The organism is Paenarthrobacter sp. NCHU4564 (genome assembly GCF_052156435.1).
In the GTDB taxonomy this organism is placed as follows: domain Bacteria; phylum Actinomycetota; class Actinomycetes; order Actinomycetales; family Micrococcaceae; genus Arthrobacter.
The window spans coordinates 43,167-66,372 of the sequence record NZ_JBQLIS010000018.1 but is presented as its reverse complement, the minus strand read 5'-3'; the positions used below and the strand labels follow the sequence as shown (position 1 = coordinate 66,372).

Below are 23,206 nucleotides of genomic sequence, written 5' to 3'. Positions count from 1 at the left end.
CAAAAGTCCGTTTCAGCGCCGCAGGGCGCATCTTTTTATTCGGTGTTCGATGGGCTTTTCAGGGGCAGGTGTTGGGGTTCTGCTGCCGGGGGCCGTGCCACGCAGGTGATGCGGTGGACTGGACGGCTCTGCGCCCGGGCCCCGGGGGCCCGTCATCGATGCCAACGACCATTGTCCCACGGAAGATTCCCCCGGGATACATCCGGGCACATGCAGCTAACGGTGTTCACTGCATGGAGTGCGGCCTCCAATCGCTGCCGTCGGTTCTTGTTGCCGGCCGTTGGGGAGCCGCAAGCCAAAAGTGTAAGCGCTTACAAATTCGTCATTCAACAGAGTATCCCCGGCCATCTGTATGTGACGGGAATCGCAAAAAAAAGATTGCTTCCGGCGGCGGTTTGCCGTCTAATCCGGAGCGTTCAGCACGTAGAAGCGCAGGAAGGCGCTCACGTCCACCAACTCCGGCGGTTCGATCCTGTGCCCCATGCCGGGATAGGTCCGTGCCGTCAGCGCCACGTTGGCATTGAGCCACTCCTCCGTGTGGGCGATCGCGTCCTCGTTGATCACCGGATCAGCCTTGTCCCGGCCCCAAAAGAACGGCGGCGGCGTGTCAAAGGACTCGCTCAGGGCCAGGAGGTCGTTATCCAGCACAAACCCGGACAAGCCCACCGTGGCTTTGAAGGCATGGGGGCGGAGCCGCAGGAGCGTGCTGGCCATGGCCATGCCCTGTGAATAGCCGAGCAGGCTGACGCTGCTGTGGTTGCCCTTGACCGAGCCGATCCAGTCGAACACCCGGTTGGTCGACGTGATGACATCGGCGAAATCGTTGGTGAGGAAGTAGTCCAGCAGGAACCAGCCGTAGTGGTCCCCGATCACCATCGGCCCGCGCAGGGCGGCGCACGTGAACTCCTTGGGCAGGTGCGGAAAGAGTTCCACCATGCGCTCCTCACTGGTGCCGTAGCCGTGCATCATCACCAGCAACGGCGTGCCTGCGCGCTCGTTTTCAGGCTTCGACCAAACCACTGAGTCCATGGACCCGAGCCTAGTAGACTGACCGCATGACACCGCAGGAACTGGCCAACCTGGCCCATCTGCGGCGCGCCCGGGACTTCATCGACCGCGAGTACGCACGGCCGCTGGACGTACCCACCATGGCCGCCGGCGCACTCATGTCGCCCGCCCACTTTTCCCGCCAGTTCAAAGCGGCGTATGGCGAATCCCCCTACAACTACCTCATGACCCGGCGGATCGAGCGCGCCATGGCCCTGCTCCGCGCCGGAGCCAGCGTCACCGATGCCTGCATGGAAGTAGGGTGTACCTCCCTGGGTTCCTTCAGCTCCCGCTTCAACGAAATCGTGGGAATGACGCCCAGCGAATACCGCTCCCGCGAGCACCAGGCCGTCAAGGCCATGCCCACCTGCATCGCCAAGCAGCACACCCGGCCGGAACGGAAGAAGGCCGAAACAGCCGCCACCAGTTGAGCAGGATCGGAGAAGCGCCGCCCAGGCCACTGCAATAGCGTGTGGGACATGAACATCTCACTGAAATACGCACACATCACCGTCAACGACATCGACGAGTCCCTGGCCTTCTACCGGGACGCACTCGGCCTTGATGTCAGGAACGACGTCGGCTCTGACGGGCAGCGTTGGGTGACCCTCGGCAGCGAGGCGCAGCCGGACCTTGAGCTGGTCCTGTCCCCGCCGCACGCCGGGCGATCCCAAGCAGACGGGGATGCCATCCAGGAACTCCTCACCAAGGGCGTCATGCCCATGCTCGTCTTCGCGACCGACGACCTCGACGGAACGTTCGAGAAACTCCGGGCGTCCGGCGCGGAAGTTCTCCAGGAGCCCATTGACCAGCCGTGGGGTCCCCGCGACTGCGCCTTCCGCGACCCGTCCGGAAACCTGATCCGCATCAACCAGGGCTGAAGCACGCCAAGCGGGAGGCGGCCGTGGCACCCGCGGCGGCTTCCCGCCGTCGTGCGCCCTTGGACGGCGGGGCAGTTACCGGCGGGCGAGCCCTACATCGGACCGCTGGCCGTCCTGGTTGGTGGTGGCGATCGCGGCACTGACCACGTCCGCCAGCCGTAGGCGGCGAGCGTAGGCCTGGCGCTGCAAACGCTCACCCGTGCCGCGTTTGAGGATCCTGGCCAGACCGGACCGTGCGGTTCCCAGGTCGCCCGTGCCGGTCAGCGCCTTCCGTACGTGCCGCAGCAGAGCCCCCACCACGTCGGCTGCGGGGCAGGGCACCTGCTCCAGCGGATGCAGCAGTTGGTCGCCCATGCCAAAGCGGCTGGCGCGCCAGTTGGACATGCGCAACACGCTGGTCAAAGCGTTCGACGGCGGCGCCCCCTGCCGCCATTCCCCCGCCGCGGTTTCCACCAGGGCCCGGGCGATGACGGCGATGGTCAGCGCATCCTCCGCGTACAGGCAGACATCGGCAATACGCAGCTCCACGGTGGGTTGCCCGCGGGAAAGGCGCGCGTCGAAGTAGATCATGCCCTCATCCATGGGTACCCCGGTGGCCAGCAGCTCCGCGAGCACTGTCCGGTACCCCTCTGCCGAGCCGAACACGTCCATGGGGCCGGCGGTGGGCCACCTGTTCCAGATCTGCGTCCGATAGCTGGCAAAGGCTGTGTCCGCGCCCATCCAGAAGGGAGAATTCGCGCTCAGGGCCAGCAGGACCGGCAGCCAGTGGCGTATCCGGTCCAGGACGGCAACTCCTTCGTCCTGGGACTCGATGGACACATGCACGTGGAAGCCACACGTGAGCTGCTCACGGGAAATGAGGCCGAACTCCGTCCCCATGGCGGCGTAGCGACGGTTGCCCAGGGTTGGAGTTGCATGGAAGACCGGTGGCGTGGCCAGGGCTGCCACCCTGGCACCCACTGCCCGCGCAGCCGAATCGGCCAAGGCCCGGCCCAGCACGATCTCCTCCCGAAGGTCGGATGCCTTGCTGCAGGGCCGCGAGTTCACTTCAATCTGTTCCTGCTTGAACTCGGATTTAAGTGTCGGGGACTCATCGGGCCCCTTGCCGGATCCTGCGGCGACATCCAGCATCCCGGTGGCAAGCGCCAGCGGGGTTCCGTCCACCGGATCGGCAATGAGCAACTCTTCTTCGACGCCGAACGTACGCATGGCCACCCTCCCCTGTGGATGTGGATCAAAGACGGCACTCAGCCGACGTGGCGCGGCACCTCCATCTGGAAGCCGCAACGGCAGTGCAGCACCTGTGTCTGGAGATAGACCTCCAACAAGCTCGGGCCATCCGGATCGCCAGTGGTCCGGGGAGCCTCAATCACGCGTTCGGCGGGGCGGCCCAGCGTCATGGGTTCACCGCAGTGCGTGCAGCTGAACCACAGTCCGGCCGCCGAGGTGGCGAGGAACTCCGCCTGAATGCTGGGGACGAGCTCTGCCAGGCGGACTGCGTGGGCGTAAAAAGTGTCACATTCACTGCAGGTGTAGCTGACTTCCACCAGCTCGGACTGGTTGGGGGCAGCTTCCACCACTGTTTCAACAAAAATATAGGAATCGGTTCCGCACACTGTGCACCACGGCCGGGTGTCACTGGGGGCCGGTTGTGCCCCGGGTCTGGTTGCGGGTTCCGGGGCGGGAATCGGGGATCCAAGCGTCATTGCCATTCTCCTTCAAGCACATTTCCACTGTGCAGTGGTTCCGACACATTCCCTTGCGGGGGCGCATTGAGAGCGTCGGGAAGAAGCAGATTGCTCCTGGTGAAAGCGGCGCGGAATGCACGCGGGTCGCCGGCCGACGAAGGCCACAGCTGGGGCGTGCAGTTCAGGGACCATTTCCGGGATGGCTCCAGGTCGCGAGGCTTCAAGGGCTATCGGCTTAACCCACTAAGAATGTAGATCACCAGTGGCGGACCCCACAAGATGCAGGGTTGACGGGAGGTGCTCCCCAACGCTGCCTCAGGGCTCGAAATGGGAGACCGGCGCCTCGTTCGCCATCGCCCGGATCAGCTGCTCGGCCACGTCCCTCAGTTTTTGGTTACGGCCATTGGAGGCCTTGGTCAGGATTTGGAACGCTTCCTTCTGGCTGCACCGGTTCTGGCCCATGATGATGCCGCAGGCGAGGTCGATCACCGTGCGTGACTGCATGGCGTCACGGAGGTCGTCGGCATGCTGCTGCTTGGTGCCGATCCGCACTGCCAACCGCAGGGAACGTTCCGCCTGCCCGCCGTAAAGTTCGCATTCCCGGATGGTGGCAGGATCAAACACCCCGGCCTTGGGTGCGAAAAAGTTCAATGCAGCCGTTGCGCCCTCGTCCAGGGTGACCGGAACGCAAAGGACGGACAGGTGCCCGCGCTCAGCGATGACAGAGCAGTAATCGCTCCACCGCTGATCCACGGAAGTGTCCGGCACATGCACCGTGGCCCTGGATCTCATGGCCTCCAAACACGGTCCGTCTCCGTACGACTGCTGAACCTCGTCGATCAGGCGGGCTTCCTTGGTGCTTCCGGCCACGGTTGCTGAACGGCGGCGCCGGTTCAACGTGATGCCGCAGAGCACGTCCAAACCAACGGCGGCGGACACGGCGGCAGCCGAGAAGACGGCCAGATCCTCGAGGAATCCGTTGACGTCGTCGCTGTCGATGACCAGATCCTGCAGCTGCTCAGGGATCGAAATATCGTCCGGCACCACCGCGTCGTTACGGCCTGCGTATTCAACGTTCATTTCGTCCATGATTCAGATTATGTCGCCAACTGCGCCCCGCGTCATTCTTTGCGGATACTGGCAAAGAATCCTTGCATCCACGGTGCACCTATGTGCACAATCTAGCTACAGTCCGCCCCACGGACCCAGGCGTACGCTCATGCAGACGGGCACCCGCATTCACATGCAAAGGTGAATACCCATGCCGGCCCAGCCAGCGTCGAGAGTCCCGGACGAAGCCCACCAGCCGCCCGACGAACCTCTCTGGTGCCCGCAGTGCAATACAGACCAGCACCTGCTGGTGGGCACCATCCAGCAGCACTACCCGCCGGCCACCACCACGCTTGATGTGGATTATGACTGCGCCGCCTGCGGGAACTCCTATCTCCGGACCGCCACAGTGCAGCGTGTGGCCATGATCCTGAACCGGCCCGGCTCCTCCCACAGCGTCTTCCAGTTCGGCGGCCAATACCTCCACTGCGGCGCCCCAATGAAAACCAGGAGCTGCGAGCTTCGGCGGATCCAGGCCACGGCGGCAGTGCGTCCAGGCAGCAGCGCCCAGCTTTATGAAGTCCACATCAACACACGCGTCCTGGGATGCAGTTGCGGGTTCCGCATGGAATTTCCCGACTGATGGCCGGCGGAAACCTCCTGCGGCAGCATCCAAGGACCTACCGGAAGAAGACAGCATGAAGGCAGACAAACGAAGGAAAGAGTCACTGGCGACCGGTTCCGATTCGAGGTCCGGCAAGCACAAGCTTCCGGACCCACCCGACCCGGACAACCTTCCCATCGACTACACCAACGGCTGGGACTCGAGCCGGTTCCCCACCAGCGCGCCCAGGAGCCTCCGGCCACAACAGCTGGGGCACCGCAGGAACATCAAGCCGTGAGCGGCAACTCCCCGGGCGCTGGCGGCGCGGGAACCCCGGACCTGACGAGCGCAGACCCCGCCGTGGAGCCGGACCCTGCCATCCAGTCCCGCCAGCGGGAACCTGCTCCCACTCCGGAACCCGTTCCCCTGCCCGAGCCCGGGCCGCCGCCAGTACCCGAACCGGACCAGATACCGGAGGACGACCAACTTTAGAAGAAGGGCCTGGCTGCGGGAGCCGCCGGGCCAGTGGAACCGCAGGGGCGCCGGCTCCCGACAGTTCCACCGAATGACCGGGTCCTGCCAAATCCCCCAGTCAGGACCCGACGAGGGCACGTCGCGCTACAGGGAGCGCGACGTGCCTTTTCGTTTGCCCTGCACACGCCTGATCCTTCGCATCATCAATCTTTGTTTGTGTTGATTTCTCTTGACTTACCCGCATAAACAAAGATAGAGTCAAGCAATTCCACATCGCTGTGACAGCAATCACTCACAGTGGATGCACGAAAACAGGCATTACCGCAATGGAGGGTAAGTGTTCGCCGAAGAGCGCCAACAACTGATCTCCGCACTCGTCGCAGAGCGCGGACGCGTGAGCGTTACCGAGCTCGCCGACCGGTTCAGCATCACCACCGAAACCATCCGCCGCGACCTCGCGGCCCTCGAGGTTTCCGGCAACCTGCGCCGTGTGCACGGCGGCGCAGTCCCCTCGGACCGGCTCAGCACCCGCGAAGAAAGCATCCTGGAGCGCGCCATTCAGCGCCAGGCCGAAAAACTCCGCATCGCAGCAGCCGCCCTTTCCATGATTCCCGGACCCACCACCGGCAGTGTCCTGCTCGATGCCGGTTCCACCACGGAAACCCTCGCCGACCTCCTGGCCCAACGCACGCCGGCCAATGGCTCAACGGACGACCTCGTGGTGATCACCCACGCCATTCCCATTGCCGGCAAGCTGTCTGCCACTCCCGGTGTTGCCCTCCAGATCCTCGGTGGCCGCGTCCGCGGGCTGACACAGGCGGCAGTGGGCCAGTCCACCGTGGAGGCCGCTTTCAAGCTCCGGCCGGACATCGCGTTCGTCGGTGCCAACGGCATCCACGCTACGTTCGGGCTCAGCACCCCCGATCCCGAGGAAGCCGCCGTCAAGGCAGCCTTCGTCAAGTCAGCCCGCCGCGTGGTGGCACTGGCCGACTCTTCCAAGCTGGACGCCGAAACCCTGGTCCAGTTCGCCACTTTGAAGGATGTGGATACCTTGATCACAGACAGGGAGCCCTCCGCGGAACTCGCGGCAGCCCTGGCCGACGCCGGTGTAGACGTGGTGGTCGCATGATCGTCACGCTGACCGCCAACCCCAGTCTTGACCGGACAGTTGAACTTCCCGGGCCGCTGGCCCGCGGAGAAGTGCAGCGCGCGGTGGCCGTCCATCAGGAATCGGGCGGAAAGGGCGTCAATGTGTCCCGGGCGCTCGTGGCCTCCGGCCTCGAAACGCTCGCGGTTCTTCCGGGCGACGACTCGGATCCGGTCCTTGCCGGACTGCACGACGGCGGTGTGCCCTTTGCCGCGCTCCCCATCGGTCAAGCGCTGCGCAGCAACGTCACGCTCACCGAACCGGACGGCGTCACCACCAAGATCAACGAGCCCGGCCCGGAACTGAGCGGGGAACAGCAGGAGGCCCTGATCGGACTGCTGCTTGAACGCTCGCGTGGCGCCAGCTGGGTGGTCCTGGCCGGCTCGCTCCCACCAGGAGTGCCCGCCGACTTCTATGCCACGATTGCCCGCAGGCTCCGCTCCCGGGCCGATGGGATCGCCGCTCCAGGCATCGCCATCGACTCGTCCGGGGCTCCCCTCGCGGCAGCACTGGAAGGTGACGCCGCCGGAAAGCCGGATCTCCTGAAGCCCAACGCCGAAGAGCTCGCAGAACTCGCTGCGGCCGCAGGCTTCGCCGCTGTCTCCACCGCTGACGAACTGGAAGCAGACCCGGCCAAAGCCGCCCAAGCTGCTGCCGCCGTCGTTCACAGCGGTGTGGGTGCCGTACTCGCAACGCTCGGATCCAAGGGCGCAGTGCTGGTGACGGCAGACGGAGCGTGGCTTGCCACGCATCCGCCAATACAAGCCGTCAGCACTGTAGGTGCCGGCGATTCGTCCCTGGCCGGCTACCTGCTGGCCGCAACCAAAGGTGGTTCCGCCCCGGACTGCCTCCGTCAAGCCGTGGCCCATGGTGCCGCCGCTGCTTCGCTGCCGGGCTCCACTGTCCCGGCAGTCCACCAGACAACCCCAGACGCCGTTACCATCACGGCCCTCCCGAAGGACTAACAGTGACCCAGCTGATCACACCCCAATTGGTCACCCTCGACCAGAACCTGGGCGATGCCCCCGCCGACGTCATCCGTGTCCTGGCCGGCAAGGTTGCCGCCGCTGGCCGTGCCTCCGAGGTTGAAGGGCTCTTCACCGACGCCTTTGCCCGCGAGCAGAAGACGGCCACCGGCGTTCCCGGCGGCATTGCCATCCCGCACTGCCGTTCCGCCGCCGTGACGGAACCGGCCCTGGCTATGGCACGGCTCTCCCACAAGGTGGACTTCGGTGCAAAGGACGGCCCTGCGGACCTCATCTTCTTCATTGCAGCCCCCGACGGCGCTGACCAGGAACACCTGAAGCTGCTCTCCAAGCTGGCCCGATCACTCATCAAAAAGGACTTCACGGCTGCGCTGCGTGCGGCTTCCTCTCCACAAGAGATAGTCGAGCTGGTAGATGGCGCTTTGAGCGATAAGCCGAGTTCCGGCGGAGCCGGTGATGGGGGTCGCGGAGTGGTTGGGCATCGCGAAGCGGGCACGACCCCCATCACCGGTGAAGCGACCCCGGCCGGACCCAAGCGCCTCGTGGCCGTTACCGCTTGCCCAACCGGAATCGCGCACACTTACATGGCTGCCGACTCGTTGGTTGCCGCGGCCAAGGAAGCGGGGGTGGACCTGCAGGTGGAGACCCAGGGTTCCTCCGGCGCCAAGCCGCTGGACCCGGCGGTGATCGCCGCGGCAGATGCGGTGATCTTCGCCGTCGACGTCGACGTCCGCGGAAAGGAGCGCTTCGCCGGCAAGCCGGTCATCAACGCGCCCGTCAAGCGCGGCATTGATGAACCGGACAAGATGGTCCAGGAAGCCCTCGCCGCTGCCGATGACCCCCACGCACACCGGGTGGCCCATTTCGGTGCGGAGGAGCAGGCCGAGCGCGAGGCCGAGGAGAAGAGCGAGCACGTCGGCCAGAAGCTGAAGCGCGCACTCCTGACCGGCGTGTCGTACATGATTCCGTTCGTGGCCGGTGGCGGTTTGTTGATTGCGCTCGGCTTCCTCATGGGTGGCTACCTGATCACGGGCTTTGCCGACAAGATCGTTGTGGAGAACAGCATCTTCAACCTGCCCACCGAGTTCCCGGACAATGCCTGGGGTCCCTTGGGCGCCTACCTCGGTGCCGTCCTCTTCAAGATCGGCGCCCTGTCCCTCGGCTTCCTGGTCCCGGCACTGGCGGGCTACATCGCCTACGCGATCGCCGACCGTCCGGGTATTGCGCCGGGCTTCGTCGCCGGCGCGGTTTCCGGCTTCATGGGCGCGGGCTTCCTCGGCGGCATCGTCGGCGGTTTGCTGGCCGGCTACGTCGCCTACCAACTGGGCAAGCTTAACGTGGCCCGCTGGCTCCGTGGCCTGATGCCGGTGGTCATCATCCCGCTGATCGCGTCCCTGGTAGCGTCCGGGTTGATGTTCCTGATCCTCGGCGCCCCGATCGTCGCGCTGACCAACGCCCTCAACGCCGGGCTTTCCGGCCTGACCGGCGCGGGAGCCATCATCCTCGGCGTCATCCTTGGCCTCATGATGTGCTTCGACCTCGGCGGCCCGGTCAACAAGGTCGCCTACTCGTTCGCCGTTGCCGGCCTCGGCACCGCGTCCATCACCAACCAGGCTCCGTGGCAGATCATGGCCGCCGTCATGGCGGCAGGCATGGTTCCGCCGCTGGCCATGGCGCTGGCTACCGTGCTGGACAAGAAGCTGTTCTCGCTCGCCGAACGCGAAAACGGCAAGGCTGCCTGGCTTCTGGGAGCATCGTTCATTTCCGAAGGTGCCATCCCGTTCGCCGCCGCCGATCCGTTGCGCGTTATCCCGGCCAGCATGGTGGGTGGTGCCGTGACCGGTGCACTGTCCATGGCCTTCGCTGTCACGTCCAAGGCACCCCACGGCGGCCTGTTCGTTTTCTTCGCCATCGACAACTTCCTGTTCTTCTTCCTGTCCATCGCCGTGGGCGTGGCGATCACCGCACTGCTGGTCATAGCCCTCAAGCGCTGGGCCGTGAAAAAGCCCGTCGAAGCGGAAGCGGTTCCTGCCACCGCAGGCGTCTGACCTTCCTGCACCACCGTCACCCTGGACTTCCCACACCCACATCCCTATCCAAGGAGCACCAATGACTGAACGTACCGCCACCATCGCCAGCCGCGTCGGCCTCCACGCCCGCCCGGCAGCCATCTTCGCCGAGGCTGCAGGGGAACTTGACCTCGACGTGACCATTGCCCGCCAGGGTGAACCCGCCGATGACGCCATGGACGCGGCCAGCATCCTGTCCTTGATGAGCCTGGGCGCCGAGCACGGCGATGTCGTGGTGCTGCGTGCTGAAGGCGCGGGTGCGGACGAAGCCCTGGACCGCCTGGTGCAGATCCTCGAAACGGACCACGACGCCTAGAAGCACCGGCTCCTAAAAGCCTGGCCGCTCCCGGAGGATGCGGCCAGGCTTTTTTCGTTTAACGCCTGCGTCCAGACTGGCCTTTGCGTCCAGCAGCCACTTGCGTCAGCCCTGCTTGGAGATCAGGAATTCCGCGATGGAGGGCTCCGTTGGCTTCACGTCGAGGAGTTCACCGGAAAGATACGCTTCCACGATCCGCGGGTCCACGTAGGAGGTGCGCGCCACCGTGGGCGTGTTGCCCAGCAACCCGGCCGCCTCTTTCATGGCTTTGACCAAGGCCTGGGGGCGGGTCATGGTGCCTTCAGTCTTCAGGAGGCACAGCGCTGCGGCGGCAGTGCCCTTCCACGTCCGGAAGTCCTTTGAACTGTAGGCTTCACCGGCAATGCTCCGGAGGTACTCATTAACCATGGACCCGTCCAAGGGAACCCACGAGCCGTTGGCCTTGTAGGCCAACAGCCGCTCCTTGCCCGGCCTGCGGGAAAGGGGTTCGAGGAAGGCAGCCAGCGCTGGGTCATTAATGGAGGTGTCCCACCATTGGCCGCTCTTGCCGGGAAACTTCAGGCCGACGGCGTTGTCCTTGATCCTCGCGTGGCGGCACCGGAGGGTCGTCAGTCCGTAGGACCCGTTCTGCTTCATATAGCTTTCGGAGCCGACCCGCAGTGCTCCCAGATCCATGAGGCGGACAGCGGCAGCCAGGGTTTGTTGCCTGGGGTCGGAGGTGTCCTTCAAGTGCAGCGTCACGGTGCGCCGGATCGATGGGAAGGCCGAGCCCAGTTCGGCGGCGCGCTGGAATTTCTCGGTGTCCTTACGTTCGCGCCACCGGGGATGGTAGAGGTACTGGCTGCGTCCCGCGGCATCCACGCCCGTGGCCTGGATGTGCGCATTCTCGTAGGGACTGATCCAGACCTCGGTCCACGCAGGCGGGATCGCCAGCGCATTGATGCGCTGGCGATCCTCTTTGTCCAGGAGTGTCCCGTCCGGATGGCGGTAGCTGAAACCCTTGCCCGAACGGCGCCGCACGATGCCGGGCTTGGAAAGGTCACTGCGCCGAAGCCTGGCCATGGGTGCTCCGCGTGTCCGGTGCCGGGCCGCCGGTCAGGCTTCGTCCGGGTCCGTTACTGCGGCGCCGGCACCCATGATTTCTGCATTGATCATCCAGACCAACTGCTCAAGGCGGGCGATGAACTCATGCAGGAGGTCCGCCGTCGTGGGGTCTTCCTCATCCACCTCGTCATGGACGTCGCGCATGGTCTGGACGGCTCGTTCCACGCGGTCTGTGACCAGTTTGACGGCGTTCTTGGTGGAGACAAGGCCGCCCGGGAACTCCTCCAGCCGAGTGCCCTTGGCGATCGTGGCGCTGCGGCCGTCGGGGAGGGCGTGCAGTGCCCGCATGCGCTCCGCGGTGTCATCGGCAAACTGCCGCGTGGCCACCACAAGTTCATCCAACTGGAGGTGGAGGTCACGGAAGTTGGGGCCAACGATGTTCCAGTGGGCCTGCTTGCCTTGGAGCTGTAGCTCGATGAGGTCCGTCAGGACGATTTGAAGGTTGTCTGCAAGCTGCTGTGACGCTTTCATGTTTTCCTCTCGTGGACGGTCGCTTGGGCGAAAAACCATGCCAGCAAATTTCTTCACCAACAGGTCAATCATCAGGTGACGACTGCAATTACTCTTTCATAAGGATGCTTAGTAGTACAATGGAGAGTGTCGCTGTTCACAACTGGCGAACCCGCTCACCCGCGGGCCGCTGGCGGTGATAACGGCCAAATGGCACCCGGCGGCAGCAATGCACCGGGAACCGCAACAAAGAAATGAAGTAAGCAGGAATGCATAGTCAGGAATCCAGGAAGATCCCCGGGATTCCAAGGAAAGGAATGTGCTGACCATGAATACGCTTCTGATAATCGCTGGTGTAGTGGCAATTGTTCTTCTTCTGGTGGGCGGCTTCTCGCAGGCCCTCAACTGGCTGCTGTGGGTAGGCGTGGTCCTTCTGGTCATTGCCGCCATTGGCTGGCTGCTCAGCTTCATGTCCGGACGCAGGGGCCACACGGTTTAGAGCGGCGCCGCCAGGATTGACTCCTCAGGCGCCCCAAGCGCCACACCCCGGATGATCGCGGAACGCGAGGGCTGTCCCCCTGCAGCAGGCTTGCGGCACGGGGCAGCCCTCACGCTGCTCAGGCGTTGTCGTCCGGCGAAGCGCCGGTCCCTTCTTCGTCCGTACTTTCCGGTTCCGGAGAGCTCCCGGGTGCGGGCCGTTCCGGGGTTTCGCGTCCGGAGCCACCACCGGGCAATTCCTGCTCCGGTGTAGGTGTTCCGTAGCCGCCGGGTGCATCTTCCGGGTCGACGCGGTGTGGGTCCTGGCTCATTTCTTCCTCCTGGTAATTCCTGTGAGGCCCCGATAAAACACGAGGAATGCTGACAGTTCGACCGTAGTCCGGCGTTCCGTTGGCGTCCACCACATACCCAGCTGGAGGTGCACGAATGGTTGAGCCCGATCAGGCTCCCAGGACCGGCAGGAATGAATCCACCGAAGAGCGGATGGACCGCAATTGGATGGAATTGATCCAGGAATTACGGGTCCTGCAAACAGGCGTGCAGATCCTGGGAGGTTTCCTGCTGACCCTGCCGTTCCAGGAAAGATTCGAGGACCTGGACGATTGGCAGCGCGGGCTTTACCTCTTTAACGTCATGGCCGCCGCCCTCACCACGTCATTGATTGTGCTGCCCGTCAGCGTCCACCGCCGGCTGTTCCGCCAAGGCCTCAAGTCGACCCTCGTCTCCAGTGCCAACATCATCACCAAGTTCGCACTGTTCGGCGTGGCCATCCTCATTGTGGGATCAGCATCGCTGGTCTTCGATGTAGTGGCCGGTAGGACCGCCGGGCTGGTCTCCGGGGGTGTCATCATCCTGGTCCTGCTTGTCCTTGTCCTCGGGACACCGATCTGGCTCCACCGGCGGGCCCTTCGAAACCATGACAACGGTGACAGCGCTGATGAGGCGACAAACGGTAGGGAACGCTGACCCGTGCTGCGGCCAACAGAGCATCAGGAAGCCTCAACGAAAGGAGGACCGATGCGCCAATGGATGAAAGACCACGGCTTGCTGCTGGCAAACGCCGGCCTGTTCGTCGCCTTCCTGGGCGGCATGGTGGTGTCCGGGGCAGCCAGCTACAGCGAGGAGCAGCAAAGCCACGGACAGCCGCCACTGGGCGTCCTGGAGTACGTCGGAACAGGCCACTTTGTGGAGGCCGTGTTCGAGAACTGGGAATCCGAGTTCCTGCAGATGGCCATGTACGTGGTCCTGACCATTTTCCTCTTCCAGAAGGGCTCCTCTGAATCCAAGCCCGTGGATAAACCGGCACCGCAGGATGAGGATCCCCGGGACGCCAAGCACACTGCCAAGACCCCCTGGCCCGTGCGCCGTGGAGGATGGGTCCTGAAAGTGTACGAGCACTCCCTCGCCGGCCTGTTTGCCCTGCTCTTCCTGGCGTCGATCACGCTGCACGCCTTCGGAGGAACGGCGGCGTACAACGAGGAACAGGTCAGCCATGGGCTCCCGGAAGTGGGCCTGTGGGAGTATGTTGGCTCCAGCCAATTCTGGTTTGAGTCATTCCAAAACTGGCAGAGCGAATTCCTGGCCGTCGCCGTCCTCGTCGGCGCCTCCGTTTACCTGCGCCAGCGGGGCTCTCCGGAATCCAAGCCAGTGGCTGAACCACACAAGGAAACCGGCGCCTGATCGACCAGAGAAAGGAAAGACATGCCAGCCAGGAAGAATCCCAGCCTGAAGGATCCGGAGCTTTACGAGGAACTCCGGGAAGACGGTGCTTCCAAGGAAAAAGCCGCGCGCATCTCCAATGCCGCCGCAAACCAAGGCCGGAAGGAAATAGGACGCAAGGGCGGTAAATCCGGCGATTACGACGACTGGACGGTGGACAAGCTGAAAGCCCGCGCCAAGGAGCTCGGCATCACCGGCTACTCAGGGAAGAAGAAGTCGGAGATCATCTCCATGCTGCGGAACCACTGACAACTAGTCCTGAAGCCGCGGCGCGGGCCTGAGCTTTTTCAGCCACTGTTCGGTCTGGGCAATATGCGCCGCCATGGAGGTTGCCGCGAGCGTGGGATTGCGCTGGGCAATCGCCTCAACGATCGCGCGGTGTCCGTCGGTGCTGCCCTCGCGCACGGCGGCGCCAATGTCGCCGTCGAAGATGTGGAAGTGGCCCCCGCGCGAACGGAAGATGCCCACCAGGCCGGCTAGCGTGGAGTTGCCACTGGCACGGCAGATTTCTTCATGGAACCGGGAATCGTACTCCGAATACTCGGAAGGGTTGTCCGTGCCCTCCATGCTTTCCAGCAGCTCCGTGAGGGCAGCGACAGCGGCCGGGGTTGCATTGGCTGCCGCAGCGGCCGCCGCGTGGGACTCCATCAGCCTGCGGATCTCGAACAGTTCCAGCAGCCCGTCCAGGGGCAGCAGGTCCACCAGCAGGGCGAAGTTCTGGAGAATGACGGTAGGCTCCAGCGACGAGATGTAGGTCCCGGAGCCGTGGCGCGACTCCATGATCCCCAGCGCCGACATCGCCCGGACAGCTTCCCGCAAGGAACTCCTGGACACCCCCAACTGCGCACAGAGCTCAGCCTCGGGGGGACACTTTTGCCCGGGCCCCAGCTCCCCGGATGCGATCTTGTTCCGCAGGCCCTGCATGGCCGTTTCAACTGCACCCACTGAGCCGCTCCCTCCAGACGTGTTACACGCTACCCCACCCAGGCAAGCGTGCGCCGGATCGTCATAGTGTCGGACTTTTCTCTAAAGACATCTTATCTCTCCGTCATGTTTTCAACCTTAGAGCCACTTAAGCGCTTTATTTCGCCAAAGTCCTCTGACTTCTTTGCAAAGTTGTCTGTTGTCTTGGCTGCTCCTGTGATGTAACTTACAGACAGTCCCGCCTCTTCGACCAAGAAGGCTTCTGTGTACCCAGCCAGCAACCTCACGGCACCGCATCCGATGACGACTCCGGATGGCAACCCGTCCATCTCCGACTGGAGCCTGACCCCACACAAGACCCACCTGAACCACGGTTCATATGGCTCAGTCCCACGGGCTGCCCAGGAAGTGCAGCTCCAACTCAAGGCCCGCATGGACGCCAATCCGTGCACCTGGTTCATGGGGCAGTACAGCGCCGTGGCCAAAGCCCGGGCACAGGTTGCCGGCTTCCTGGGAGTTGACGCGGGCCATACAGCCCTCGTCCTCAACGCGAGTGCCGGCATCAGCGCTGTCTACAACTCCCTGGACTTCGAGCACGGCGCGGAGATCGTCACCACAAGCCATGCTTACGGGGCCGTGCTGCACGGGGCCCACCGCATCGCGCGCAAGCACGGCGGCAGGGTCCGGATCGCCGACGTTCCGTTGGATGCAGACGCGGAGACCGTCTGCGCCCTGGTTCTGGCCGAAGTCAGCAGCAGGACGGCCCTCATCGTCGTTGACCAGATCACATCGGCAACTGCACGCGCCTTCCCGGTCGAGGCCATCGCGCGGGCCGCGGCCCCGCTCGGCATCCCGGTGTTGGTGGATGGAGCACACGCGCCTGGCATCGTGGAGTCACCCGTGCCCGACTTTGAGGGTTTCTGGGTGGGGAACCTGCACAAGTTTGCCTGCGCCCCCAGGGGAACGGCGGCACTTGTGTGCAGCGGCGACCGTGCTGCGGGCCTGGTGCCGCTCATCGACTCATGGGGATTCCCTTACCGCTTCCCCGAAAACTTTGACCACGTGGGAACCCAGGACGTTACCTCGTGGATGGCTGCCCACGCCTCTTTCGACACCATCGAGGAACGATACGGCTGGGGGACGTTCCGCAGCTACGCCGGCGGGCTGTGCGACTACGGCGCGTCGATCATTGGAGATGCTTTCACCGCGCACACCGGCGAGGACCACTCCGTGGAGGTCGGCATGCCCGTAGGTCCCCTGCGACTCCTCCGGCTGCCGAAGGGCCTTGCCACCACCCACGAGGATTCGCATAGCGTCCGGGAGCTAATCTCCGAACGGTGGGACTTTGAAACTGCCGTGACCACCTTCGCGGGTGAGGGCTTCCTGCGCCTTTCCGCGCATCTCTACAACTCGCCAAGTGATTACGAGGCCTTCGCGGAGAAGGCCGTTCCCGGGCTCGTGGAGCTTGCCCGATCCATTTGAGGAAACCCCGCTGCGCCGCCAACCGGTGCAGGACCATCCATCACAACCATTCAACGGAGGACCCACGTGAAATCCAGATTTATGGCCACTGCCGCAGCAGGCCTTGCGGCTGTTCTTGCACTTGCCGGATGCGGAGGCGGCCAAAATGCTGCCGATGGCAAGGTCACCCTGAAAATGGTGGAAAGCCTCACCAACCCCACCAGGACTGAGACCCTGAAGAAGCTGATCTCCGGGTTCGAGCAGGAGAACCCGGACATCAAGGTGGAGCTGATTTCGCCGCCCACGGATCAAGCCGACCAGAAGATCCAGCAGATGCTGCAGTCCGGCAAGGGGATCGACGTCGTGGAAGCCCGCGATATCACGGTGGGGTCCTTCGGAGCCAACAATTGGCTGTACGACATGACCAAGGACCTGGACGGCTGGGATGGCTGGAATAACCTGACAGAGAACGCCGTCACCTACTCCAAGCAAAACGGCAAGACCTACTACATTCCCTATGGTTTCTACGGCCTCTCCCTGTTCTACCGGTCGGACCTGGTCAAGGACGCCGGCTTTGACGGCCCGCCCAGCAGCTGGCCGGAGATGGCGAAGCAGGCCGAGGCCCTGAACAAGCCGTCAGAGAACAAGTTCGGCTACGCGTTCCGGGGTGGTACCAACGCCAACTCCAACGCCGTCGCCATCATCGAGGCCTATGTGGCCGATGAGATCGACCGGGAGAACGCCTTCAAGCTGACCAACGGCAAGACGATCTTCTCATCCCCCAAGGCCCAGGAAGCCATGGACCTCTACATCGACCTCTTCAAGAAGGGATCGCCGCCGTCGTCCGTGGCCTGGGGCTACCCGGAGATGGTCCAGGGCTTCAGCAATGGTTCCACGGCCTTCCTGCTGCAGGACCCCGAGGTCATCGCCACCGTCAAGGAGTCACAGGCCATCAAGCAGGACCAGTGGAATGTTGCGCCGTTGCTCGTAGGACCGGGCGGCAAGGCGATACAGCCAGTGGCTTCGGCCGGCTGGGGCATCGCACAGTCCTCCAACGCCAAACCGGAGGCAGTCAAGCTCATCAAGTACCTCGCCCAAGGTGACGCCGCCACCACATTCAGCAAGGACAACAGCCTTGTCCCCACGCTGAAGTCCGCCGCGCAGGACCCCTTCTACAGCACCGGCCCCTGGGCTGCCTACGTGAAAATGACGGAGAACCCCGACACCTACATCTCGGCCATCCAGCCACGCAGTGTTTCCTGGTGGACCGAGTGGATCAAGAAGTCCGACGGCGAACTTCAGCGGGTGCTCACCGGCCAGATGAGCACCGCCGACCTGCTGTCCAGCTGGGACACCTACTGGACAGAAAAGATGAAGGGCTAGCCGTTCATGAGCCTCGACATCAAGCGGTCCACGTCGCCTCCCTCGGGGCGCAGGGACGTGCAGCGGGACCAGGGCAGTGGCGGCTCCAAGAGGCGGTTCAGCGGCCGGACAGCGCTGACCCTGCTGGCCTTCCTGGCACCGGCCGCCATATTCGTGGGGATCTTCACCTACTACCCCATGCTCGCCGGCAGCCAGATGGCCTTCCGGAACTGGAACCTGAACGACCTGTCCGATACGTCATGGGTTGGTTTCGGGAACTTCCAAAGCCTGTTCGACGCACCCGAGTTCGGAACAATCGTCCGCAACACCGTGGTGTGGGTTGTCGGCTCCCTGGTTCCCCAAGTGGTCATCGGCTTTGCCGTCGCCCTGTACCTGAAGCGGAAGTTCAGGATGCGCGGCGCCTACCAAGCCATGATCTTCTTTCCCTGGGCAGTTTCCGGTTTCCTCATCGGGATGCTGTTCCGCTGGATGTTCAACGCGGAATTCGGGGTGGTCAACGACCTCTTGATGAAATCCGGACTCATCAGCTCGCCCATCCCGTGGCTATCCGATCCGGGCTTTGCCATGGCGGCGATCATCATAGCCAACATCTGGTACGGCGTGACGTTCTTCGCCATCATGATCCTCGCTGCCCTGCAGTCGGTGTCCGACGAGATGTATGAGGCCGCCGCACTGGACGGCGCCGGCAAAGTACGGACGTTCTTCAGCATCACGCTGCCCAGCATCTCCACGACCCTCGCGCTGACCATCCTGCTGCGGGTGATTTGGATCTTCAACTTCCCCGACATCATCTTCGCGATGACCGGCGGCGGACCTGCGGACCAAACCCACATCATCACCACCTACATGATCAAAATTACCCAGGAAGGCGACTACGGCAAGGCTTCCGCCCTGGGATTGATCGTGATGGTCACCCTCATGCTGTTTGCAGCGTTCTACCTCATGGCTGTCCGGTTTCGAAAGGGAGCCCCATGATCAACAGTCCAACGCTCATAGGCCGCGTCTCAAAAGTTGTCTTCCTGGGCTTATGCCTGATCGTCACTGTCTTCCCGCTGTACTGGATCGTGGTGACCTCCCTCAAGGAGCCGGGAGCAATCTATTCGCTGCCGCTGGACTACTGGCCGCGGCAGTTGTCCCTGGACAACTACATCGGGCTTTTCACGAAGTCGGACTTCGGCCAGTACATGCTCAACAGCCTGGTGGTGGCCCTGGTGGCCGCCTCGGTGGCCACGCTTATCTCGCTGCTCTCCGCCTACGTTCTGGCGCGGTTCCAGTTTTCCGGGCGCGGTGCAGTGCTGGGTGCTTTCCTCATCACGCAGATGATCCCCGGCTTCATTGCCCTGGGTCCGCTTTACCTGATGATGACCGATTTCGGCCTGGTCGATTCCAAAACCGGGCTGATCCTGATCTACATCGCCATTTGCATCCCGTTCTGCACCATCATGCTGCGGGGCTTTTTCGAGAACGTCCCGGATGCCTTGGAAGAGGCGGCCATGATCGATGGCTGTTCCAGGATGGGGGCGCTCTTCAGGGTTATCGTCCCGGTCATGCTGCCCGGCATCGCAGCCAGCTTTGTCTTCAACTTCGTCAATTGCTGGAACGAACTGTTCCTCTCGGTGACCCTGATGAACAGCGACAGCAACAAGACAATTCCGACGGCGTTGGCCGGTTTTATCTCCAGCTTCAACATCGATTGGGGTTCTATGTCCGCCGCCGCAGTCCTGACTGTGGTTCCCACGCTGGTGATCTTCGCCTTCGCCAGCAAGTTCATCGTCCAAGGCCTGACCGCCGGATCCGTCAAAGGCTAATCCCCCCGATTCACCCAACCAGGTCGCAGTTAAGCGCGTTTAGAGCCGTCTAAACGCGCTTAACTGCGACCCAGTTGGGTTTACGACGGCGGGTCACGCCTTTTTCTTGGCCCGCGTCTTGGGTTTGGCCGCAGTTTTGGTGGCGGCAGCGTCGTCGTCGGCGGCTTTTTCCTTGCCGCGCTTCTTGTCGAGGCTGCGCTTGAGGGCCTCCATGAGGTCGATGACGTCCCCACCTTCCCCTTCGCCTTCCACCGCACCGAAGGTGGCCTCGGTGTCCAGGGCCTCGCCCTTCTCCAGCTTGGCTTCGATGAGTGTCTTCAACTGGACCTGGTAGTCATCGGTGTACTCATCGGGGTCGAAGTCGTGGGCCATGGACTCCACCAGGGCGGAGGACATCTCAAGCTCCTTGTCCGAGATCTTGATGTCCGTCTCAAGGGACGGAAACTTGGCCTCGCGGACTTCGTCGCCCCACAGCAAGGCCTGCAGGAGCAGCACGTCGCCGCGGACACGCAGCGCGCCGAGCCGTGTCTTCTGGCGCAGCGCATACTGGACGATTGCGATCCTGTCCGTGTCCTCCAGTGTTTGCCTCAACAGCATGTAGGCCTTGGGCGACTTGGAGTCCGGCTCCAGGAAGTAGCTGCGATCGTACATGATGGGGTCAAGCTGCTCGGCGGGGATAAACTCCACCACCTCGATCTCACGGCTGTTTTCCTCGGGAAGGGACTTCAGTTCAGCCGCTGTGAGGACCACAGTGCGGCCTTCTTCCTCGTAGGCCTTGTCGATGTCCTCGTAGGCAACAACCTCGCCGCAAATTTCACATTTCCGCTGGTAACGGATGCGCCCGCCGTCCTTATTGTGGACTTGATGGAGGCTGATGTCGTGGTCCTCCGTGGCGCTGTAGAGCTTCACTGGTACGTTGACCAGACCGAACGCGATAGATCCCTTCCATATGGCCCTCATGCACCCAGTCAACAGCACAAGCCAGCAGAGGAGAAGAGGTGGCAGTCAAGCAGAAGGAGCGTGTCGTCGTCGAGGGCCATGAACTGACCCTGACGAACCTGGGCAAGATCATCTACCCGGAGACAGGCACCACCAAGGCTGAAGTCCTTGCCTACTACGCAGCGGTTGCCGCGTTTCTCATCCCGGCGGCAGCCAACCGGCCCGTGACGCGCAAGCGGTGGGTCAACGGGGTAGGCACTGCAGAGAACCCCGGGCAGGTCTTCTTCCAGAAGAACCTGGAGGACTCGGCGCCCAAGTGGATTCCGCGCGCCACCATCCACCATTCGGACCACACCAATGACTATCCGATGGTCAACAACCTCGCCACGCTCACCTGGATGGCCCAGATCGCGTCGTTGGAAATCCATGTGCCGCAGTGGCAGGTGGATCCGGCCGGCAATCCGCTGCGCCCGGACCGTTTTGTGCTGGACCTTGACCCCGGCCCCGGCGCAGGCCTGCCCGAATGCGTGGAAGTGGCCAAACTCGCCCGGTCCATCCTGCAGGACATGGGCATGGACCCCGTTCCAGTGACCAGCGGCAGCAAGGGTATCCATCTCTACACGGGGCTGGAAGGCACGCTGAAATCAGAGCAGGTGTCCGCTTTCGCCCATGAGCTCGCCCGCGCCCTTGAGTCCGATCATCCGGACCTGGTGGTCAGCGACATGAAGAAGTCCCTCCGCCACGGCAAGGTCCTGGTGGACTGGAGCCAGAACAGCGGCAACAAGACCACGATCGTGCCCTACTCGCTCCGCGGCAAGGCGCACCCCACGGTAGCTGCACCACGCACGTGGCGGGAACTGGCCTCCCCCACGCTGGACCACCTTGACTTCACCGAGGTCATGAAGCGCGTCAGCACGGGGAAGGACCACTTTGCGCCGATTTCCTCGCGTCATCTCCCGCCGCACGGGGAAGATGAGGACGACGGCGGCACCTCCACGGGCGGCAGCGGCGCCTCCCGGCGGGGTACTCCGGGCGGCCGCGAGCGGGTAGTGACCGTTGAGGACCGTCTTTCCAAATATGTGGGAATGCGCGACCCGGGGAAGACTCCTGAACCTTTTCCGGCGTCGTCCTCCAACCGCGATGGCGGGCAGGCACCTGCCGCACGTTCATCAGAGCAGCCGAAACCCGGCGACCCGCCGCCTCCCGGAGGCATCTTCGTCATCCAGGAACATCACGCCCGCCGCTACCACCTGGACCTGCGGCTGGAGCGCGACGGCGTCCTGGCCTCGTGGGCACTGCCGCGCGGCGTGCCGGAAACGCCGGACCGGAACAACCTGGCCGTCCATACCGAAGACCATCCCATGGAATACGCAAACTTCGCGGGCGTCATCCCCAAGGGCGAATATGGGGCCGGGACCATGACCATTTGGGACCGGGGCGAGTACACCTGCGAGAAATGGCGTGAGGGGAAGGAAGTGATCGCCACCCTTACGGGCCAGCCCGGTGGCGGTCTGCAGGGCACCAAGCGCCTGGCCCTCATCAATACCGGCGACCGCTGGCTCATCCACCTGATGAAGGAACAACCCGGCGGCCGGAAGAAGCCCGCCGCGAAGGTGGCTCCGGAAACGAAGCCGCCACCCGCCGTCGGGCCTGAGCCCATGCCGGCCTACACCCCTATGCTGGCAACCTCCGGAACCGTGGGGGAACTCCGCGGCGGCGGCTGGCTGTATGAACTGAAGTGGGACGGGATCCGGGCGATCATCACGGGCACCGGGAGCAGCATCCGCCTGACGAGCCGCAACGGAAACGACCTCACCGCGACCTACCCGGAGCTCACGGACCGGAAATGCTGGCCGCCGGGCGACTTCGTGGCGGACGGGGAGATCGTGGCGCTCGGCAAGGGAGCCCGCCCGGACTTTGGCCGGCTGCAGTTGCGGATGAACCTGGTCAAGGCTGCGGACATTGAAAGGGTCCGCGCGTCAGTCCCGGTGAGCCTGATGTTGTTCGACCTGTTGTACGACGGCGGCACCGACCTCAGCCGGCTGCCGTTCCACGCACGTCGGGACCATTTGGCGGGCTTCGCAGGGAAGCTGCCAGGCGGCTGCCCAATCCACCTCTCCGAGGTCCTGGACCATGACGTGGACGACCTCATGGCGAGCGCCGCCGAACTGGGCCTGGAAGGGGTGATGGCCAAGAAGGCGGACAGCCGGTACGTGGTCGGACGCCGGAGCCGGGCGTGGTTGAAGCTCAAGCTCGAACAGAGCCAGGAAGTGGTGGTTGGCGGCTGGCGTGTTGGTGCCGGCGCCCGCAGCGGCACGTTCGGTGCCTTGCTGCTGGGCGTGCCCGACGGCGACAAACTGCGCTACGTGGGCCGGGTAGGAACCGGGTTCAAGGACTGGCAGCTGCGGGACATTATGGACAAGCTCGCGCCGCGGGAGATCCCGGAATCACCGTTTGCGGACATCCCGCGGGAGGACTCGGCCAATGCCCGCTGGGTAAAGCCTGAGCTTGTGGCGGAAGTGGCTTTCGGCAACTGGACGGGTCCCGGCCGGCTTCGGCACCCCGTGTGGCGGGGTTGGCGCCCGGACAAGTCGCCTTCCGACGTCAGCCAGCCCAACTAAGTCGCATTTGTGCGCGTTTTGAGCCCTCAAAACGCGC

Annotated in this window: 27 protein-coding genes; 18 read left to right on the top strand and 9 right to left on the bottom strand. The window is 63.6% G+C overall.

The annotated features are described in order from the left end of the window. Positions 1 to 402: 402 nt before the first annotated feature. Entirely contained in the window at positions 403 to 1,029 is a 627-nt protein-coding gene (locus ACSVIE_RS16585) for an alpha/beta hydrolase (RefSeq protein ID WP_426005488.1), read from the bottom strand. 26 nt (positions 1,030 to 1,055) lie between these two features. On the opposite strand from ACSVIE_RS16585, the gene ACSVIE_RS16580 reads away from it, so the two are divergent. Next, positions 1,056 to 1,478, top strand: a complete 423-nt coding sequence (locus tag ACSVIE_RS16580; RefSeq protein ID WP_426005487.1) for a helix-turn-helix transcriptional regulator — start codon at positions 1,056 to 1,058, stop codon at positions 1,476 to 1,478. Positions 1,479 to 1,526: 48 nt separating this feature from the next. Next, on the top strand, positions 1,527 to 1,928 hold the full coding sequence (locus ACSVIE_RS16575; RefSeq protein ID WP_426005486.1) for a VOC family protein: 402 nt from the start codon (positions 1,527 to 1,529) through the stop codon (positions 1,926 to 1,928). Positions 1,929 to 2,003: 75 nt separating this feature from the next. Here the strand turns inward: ACSVIE_RS16575 and ACSVIE_RS16570 are convergent, their stop codons facing one another. The 3 genes from ACSVIE_RS16570 to ACSVIE_RS16560 all read right to left on the bottom strand — a co-directional run bounded on the left by ACSVIE_RS16570 (position 2,004) and on the right by ACSVIE_RS16560 (position 4,705). Then, on the bottom strand, positions 2,004 to 3,137 hold the full coding sequence (locus tag ACSVIE_RS16570) for a glutamate--cysteine ligase (RefSeq protein ID WP_442424553.1): 1,134 nt from the start codon (positions 3,135 to 3,137) through the stop codon (positions 2,004 to 2,006). Between the two features lie 38 nt (positions 3,138 to 3,175). Further along, the gene (locus ACSVIE_RS16565) at positions 3,176 to 3,634 is read right to left on the bottom strand and encodes a hypothetical protein (protein WP_426005483.1); all 459 of its coding nucleotides are present in this window, start codon (positions 3,632 to 3,634) and stop codon (positions 3,176 to 3,178) included. A 297-nt stretch (positions 3,635 to 3,931) separates the two neighbouring features. Further along, positions 3,932 to 4,705 (bottom strand): GAF and ANTAR domain-containing protein, encoded by a 774-nt coding sequence (locus ACSVIE_RS16560; protein WP_426005481.1) that lies wholly within the window; start codon positions 4,703 to 4,705, stop codon positions 3,932 to 3,934. A 172-nt stretch (positions 4,706 to 4,877) separates the two neighbouring features. On the opposite strand from ACSVIE_RS16560, the gene ACSVIE_RS16555 reads away from it, so the two are divergent. The 7 genes from ACSVIE_RS16555 to ACSVIE_RS16525 all read left to right on the top strand — a co-directional run bounded on the left by ACSVIE_RS16555 (position 4,878) and on the right by ACSVIE_RS16525 (position 10,262). Then, a complete protein-coding gene (locus tag ACSVIE_RS16555) occupies positions 4,878 to 5,309 on the top strand; it encodes a hypothetical protein (protein ID WP_426005480.1) in 432 nt (143 codons plus the stop codon). Positions 5,310 to 5,364: 55 nt separating this feature from the next. Further along, a complete protein-coding gene (locus ACSVIE_RS16550) occupies positions 5,365 to 5,568 on the top strand; it encodes a hypothetical protein (RefSeq protein ID WP_442424552.1) in 204 nt (67 codons plus the stop codon). Then, on the top strand, positions 5,565 to 5,762 hold the full coding sequence (locus ACSVIE_RS16545) for a hypothetical protein (protein WP_426005477.1): 198 nt from the start codon (positions 5,565 to 5,567) through the stop codon (positions 5,760 to 5,762). Before ACSVIE_RS16550 ends, ACSVIE_RS16545 begins: the two co-directional genes overlap by 4 nt. A gap of 319 nt (positions 5,763 to 6,081) precedes the next feature. After that, on the top strand, positions 6,082 to 6,873 hold the full coding sequence (locus tag ACSVIE_RS16540; protein ID WP_426005475.1) for a DeoR/GlpR family DNA-binding transcription regulator: 792 nt from the start codon (positions 6,082 to 6,084) through the stop codon (positions 6,871 to 6,873). Further along, positions 6,870 to 7,856 carry a 1-phosphofructokinase family hexose kinase gene (locus tag ACSVIE_RS16535; RefSeq protein WP_442424551.1) on the top strand — a complete coding sequence of 329 codons (987 nt, stop codon included), beginning with the start codon at positions 6,870 to 6,872 and terminating at the stop codon, positions 7,854 to 7,856. Before ACSVIE_RS16540 ends, ACSVIE_RS16535 begins: the two co-directional genes overlap by 4 nt. A 2-nt stretch (positions 7,857 to 7,858) precedes the next feature. After that, entirely contained in the window at positions 7,859 to 9,925 is a 2,067-nt protein-coding gene (locus ACSVIE_RS16530) for a PTS fructose transporter subunit IIABC (RefSeq protein WP_442424550.1), read from the top strand. A gap of 61 nt (positions 9,926 to 9,986) precedes the next feature. Then, complete coding sequence (locus ACSVIE_RS16525; RefSeq protein ID WP_426005472.1) at positions 9,987 to 10,262, top strand: HPr family phosphocarrier protein; 276 nt, start codon at positions 9,987 to 9,989, stop codon at positions 10,260 to 10,262. A gap of 105 nt (positions 10,263 to 10,367) precedes the next feature. Here the strand turns inward: ACSVIE_RS16525 and ACSVIE_RS16520 are convergent, their stop codons facing one another. Beyond that, entirely contained in the window at positions 10,368 to 11,324 is a 957-nt protein-coding gene (locus ACSVIE_RS16520) for a DNA topoisomerase IB (RefSeq protein ID WP_426005471.1), read from the bottom strand. A gap of 33 nt (positions 11,325 to 11,357) precedes the next feature. Further along, a complete protein-coding gene (locus ACSVIE_RS16515) occupies positions 11,358 to 11,837 on the bottom strand; it encodes a Dps family protein (protein ID WP_426005470.1) in 480 nt (159 codons plus the stop codon). 307 nt (positions 11,838 to 12,144) lie between these two features. Between ACSVIE_RS16515 and ACSVIE_RS16510 the strand changes: the two genes are divergently transcribed. Continuing rightward, a complete protein-coding gene (locus tag ACSVIE_RS16510) occupies positions 12,145 to 12,315 on the top strand; it encodes a hypothetical protein (protein ID WP_018778938.1) in 171 nt (56 codons plus the stop codon). 118 nt (positions 12,316 to 12,433) lie between these two features. Here ACSVIE_RS16510 and ACSVIE_RS16505 read toward each other — a convergent pair whose 3' ends face one another. Continuing rightward, positions 12,434 to 12,625, bottom strand: a complete 192-nt coding sequence (locus tag ACSVIE_RS16505; protein ID WP_426005469.1) for a hypothetical protein — start codon at positions 12,623 to 12,625, stop codon at positions 12,434 to 12,436. A gap of 115 nt (positions 12,626 to 12,740) precedes the next feature. Between ACSVIE_RS16505 and ACSVIE_RS16500 the strand changes: the two genes are divergently transcribed. The 3 genes from ACSVIE_RS16500 to ACSVIE_RS16490 are packed head-to-tail and all read left to right on the top strand — an operon-like array spanning position 12,741 to position 14,282. Beyond that, on the top strand, positions 12,741 to 13,280 hold the full coding sequence (locus ACSVIE_RS16500) for a DUF6328 family protein (RefSeq protein ID WP_426005468.1): 540 nt from the start codon (positions 12,741 to 12,743) through the stop codon (positions 13,278 to 13,280). A 51-nt stretch (positions 13,281 to 13,331) separates the two neighbouring features. Then, positions 13,332 to 13,994 (top strand): DUF6766 family protein, encoded by a 663-nt coding sequence (locus ACSVIE_RS16495; protein ID WP_442424549.1) that lies wholly within the window; start codon positions 13,332 to 13,334, stop codon positions 13,992 to 13,994. Positions 13,995 to 14,015: 21 nt separating this feature from the next. Next, the gene (locus tag ACSVIE_RS16490) at positions 14,016 to 14,282 is read left to right on the top strand and encodes a DUF7218 family protein (RefSeq protein WP_426005466.1); all 267 of its coding nucleotides are present in this window, start codon (positions 14,016 to 14,018) and stop codon (positions 14,280 to 14,282) included. 3 nt (positions 14,283 to 14,285) lie between these two features. On the opposite strand, the gene ACSVIE_RS16485 is transcribed toward ACSVIE_RS16490, so the two are convergent. Further along, the gene (locus tag ACSVIE_RS16485) at positions 14,286 to 14,978 is read right to left on the bottom strand and encodes a FadR/GntR family transcriptional regulator (protein WP_442424548.1); all 693 of its coding nucleotides are present in this window, start codon (positions 14,976 to 14,978) and stop codon (positions 14,286 to 14,288) included. Positions 14,979 to 15,221: 243 nt separating this feature from the next. Here ACSVIE_RS16485 and ACSVIE_RS16480 point away from each other — a divergent pair, with 243 nt between their 5' ends. The 4 genes from ACSVIE_RS16480 (at position 15,222) to ACSVIE_RS16465 (ending at position 19,609) form a co-directional block, all read left to right on the top strand. Continuing rightward, the gene (locus ACSVIE_RS16480; protein ID WP_442424547.1) at positions 15,222 to 16,439 is read left to right on the top strand and encodes an aminotransferase class V-fold PLP-dependent enzyme; all 1,218 of its coding nucleotides are present in this window, start codon (positions 15,222 to 15,224) and stop codon (positions 16,437 to 16,439) included. Between the two features lie 66 nt (positions 16,440 to 16,505). Further along, on the top strand, positions 16,506 to 17,801 hold the full coding sequence (locus ACSVIE_RS16475; protein WP_442424546.1) for an ABC transporter substrate-binding protein: 1,296 nt from the start codon (positions 16,506 to 16,508) through the stop codon (positions 17,799 to 17,801). Between the two features lie 6 nt (positions 17,802 to 17,807). Further along, on the top strand, positions 17,808 to 18,776 hold the full coding sequence (locus tag ACSVIE_RS16470) for a carbohydrate ABC transporter permease (protein ID WP_442424545.1): 969 nt from the start codon (positions 17,808 to 17,810) through the stop codon (positions 18,774 to 18,776). Continuing rightward, complete coding sequence (locus ACSVIE_RS16465; protein ID WP_426005461.1) at positions 18,773 to 19,609, top strand: carbohydrate ABC transporter permease; 837 nt, start codon at positions 18,773 to 18,775, stop codon at positions 19,607 to 19,609. Before ACSVIE_RS16470 ends, ACSVIE_RS16465 begins: the two co-directional genes overlap by 4 nt. Before the next feature lie 93 nt (positions 19,610 to 19,702). Here the strand turns inward: ACSVIE_RS16465 and ku are convergent, their stop codons facing one another. After that, the gene (ku, locus tag ACSVIE_RS16460; RefSeq protein WP_442424544.1) at positions 19,703 to 20,569 is read right to left on the bottom strand and encodes a non-homologous end joining protein Ku; all 867 of its coding nucleotides are present in this window, start codon (positions 20,567 to 20,569) and stop codon (positions 19,703 to 19,705) included. A gap of 38 nt (positions 20,570 to 20,607) precedes the next feature. Here ku and ACSVIE_RS16455 point away from each other — a divergent pair, with 38 nt between their 5' ends. Beyond that, complete coding sequence (locus tag ACSVIE_RS16455; RefSeq protein WP_442424543.1) at positions 20,608 to 23,169, top strand: ATP-dependent DNA ligase; 2,562 nt, start codon at positions 20,608 to 20,610, stop codon at positions 23,167 to 23,169. Positions 23,170 to 23,206 lie beyond the last annotated feature (37 nt).

Excerpts from the sequence above, each read along its gene's own strand:
- ACSVIE_RS16525 (WP_426005472.1), top strand. The coding sequence starts at position 9,987 with ATGACTGAACGTACCGCCACCATCGCCAGCCGCGTCGGCCTCCACGCC.
- ACSVIE_RS16515 (WP_426005470.1), bottom strand. The coding sequence starts at position 11,837 with ATGAAAGCGTCACAGCAGCTTGCAGACAACCTTCAAATCGTCCTGACG.
- ACSVIE_RS16490 (WP_426005466.1), top strand. The coding sequence starts at position 14,016 with ATGCCAGCCAGGAAGAATCCCAGCCTGAAGGATCCGGAGCTTTACGAG.
- ACSVIE_RS16560 (WP_426005481.1), bottom strand. The coding sequence starts at position 4,705 with ATGGACGAAATGAACGTTGAATACGCAGGCCGTAACGACGCGGTGGTG.
- ACSVIE_RS16550 (WP_442424552.1), top strand. The coding sequence starts at position 5,365 with ATGAAGGCAGACAAACGAAGGAAAGAGTCACTGGCGACCGGTTCCGAT.
- ACSVIE_RS16505 (WP_426005469.1), bottom strand. The coding sequence starts at position 12,625 with ATGAGCCAGGACCCACACCGCGTCGACCCGGAAGATGCACCCGGCGGC.
- ACSVIE_RS16510 (WP_018778938.1), top strand. The coding sequence starts at position 12,145 with ATGAATACGCTTCTGATAATCGCTGGTGTAGTGGCAATTGTTCTTCTT.
- ku (WP_442424544.1), bottom strand. The coding sequence starts at position 20,569 with ATGAGGGCCATATGGAAGGGATCTATCGCGTTCGGTCTGGTCAACGTA.
- ACSVIE_RS16585 (WP_426005488.1), bottom strand. The coding sequence starts at position 1,029 with ATGGACTCAGTGGTTTGGTCGAAGCCTGAAAACGAGCGCGCAGGCACG.
- ACSVIE_RS16565 (WP_426005483.1), bottom strand. The coding sequence starts at position 3,634 with ATGACGCTTGGATCCCCGATTCCCGCCCCGGAACCCGCAACCAGACCC.
- ACSVIE_RS16465 (WP_426005461.1), top strand. The coding sequence starts at position 18,773 with ATGATCAACAGTCCAACGCTCATAGGCCGCGTCTCAAAAGTTGTCTTC.
- ACSVIE_RS16535 (WP_442424551.1), top strand. The coding sequence starts at position 6,870 with ATGATCGTCACGCTGACCGCCAACCCCAGTCTTGACCGGACAGTTGAA.
- ACSVIE_RS16495 (WP_442424549.1), top strand. The coding sequence starts at position 13,332 with ATGCGCCAATGGATGAAAGACCACGGCTTGCTGCTGGCAAACGCCGGC.
- ACSVIE_RS16555 (WP_426005480.1), top strand. The coding sequence starts at position 4,878 with ATGCCGGCCCAGCCAGCGTCGAGAGTCCCGGACGAAGCCCACCAGCCG.
- ACSVIE_RS16575 (WP_426005486.1), top strand. The coding sequence starts at position 1,527 with ATGAACATCTCACTGAAATACGCACACATCACCGTCAACGACATCGAC.
- ACSVIE_RS16570 (WP_442424553.1), bottom strand. The coding sequence starts at position 3,137 with ATGCGTACGTTCGGCGTCGAAGAAGAGTTGCTCATTGCCGATCCGGTG.
- ACSVIE_RS16470 (WP_442424545.1), top strand. The coding sequence starts at position 17,808 with ATGAGCCTCGACATCAAGCGGTCCACGTCGCCTCCCTCGGGGCGCAGG.
- ACSVIE_RS16580 (WP_426005487.1), top strand. The coding sequence starts at position 1,056 with ATGACACCGCAGGAACTGGCCAACCTGGCCCATCTGCGGCGCGCCCGG.
- ACSVIE_RS16500 (WP_426005468.1), top strand. The coding sequence starts at position 12,741 with ATGGTTGAGCCCGATCAGGCTCCCAGGACCGGCAGGAATGAATCCACC.
- ACSVIE_RS16520 (WP_426005471.1), bottom strand. The coding sequence starts at position 11,324 with ATGGCCAGGCTTCGGCGCAGTGACCTTTCCAAGCCCGGCATCGTGCGG.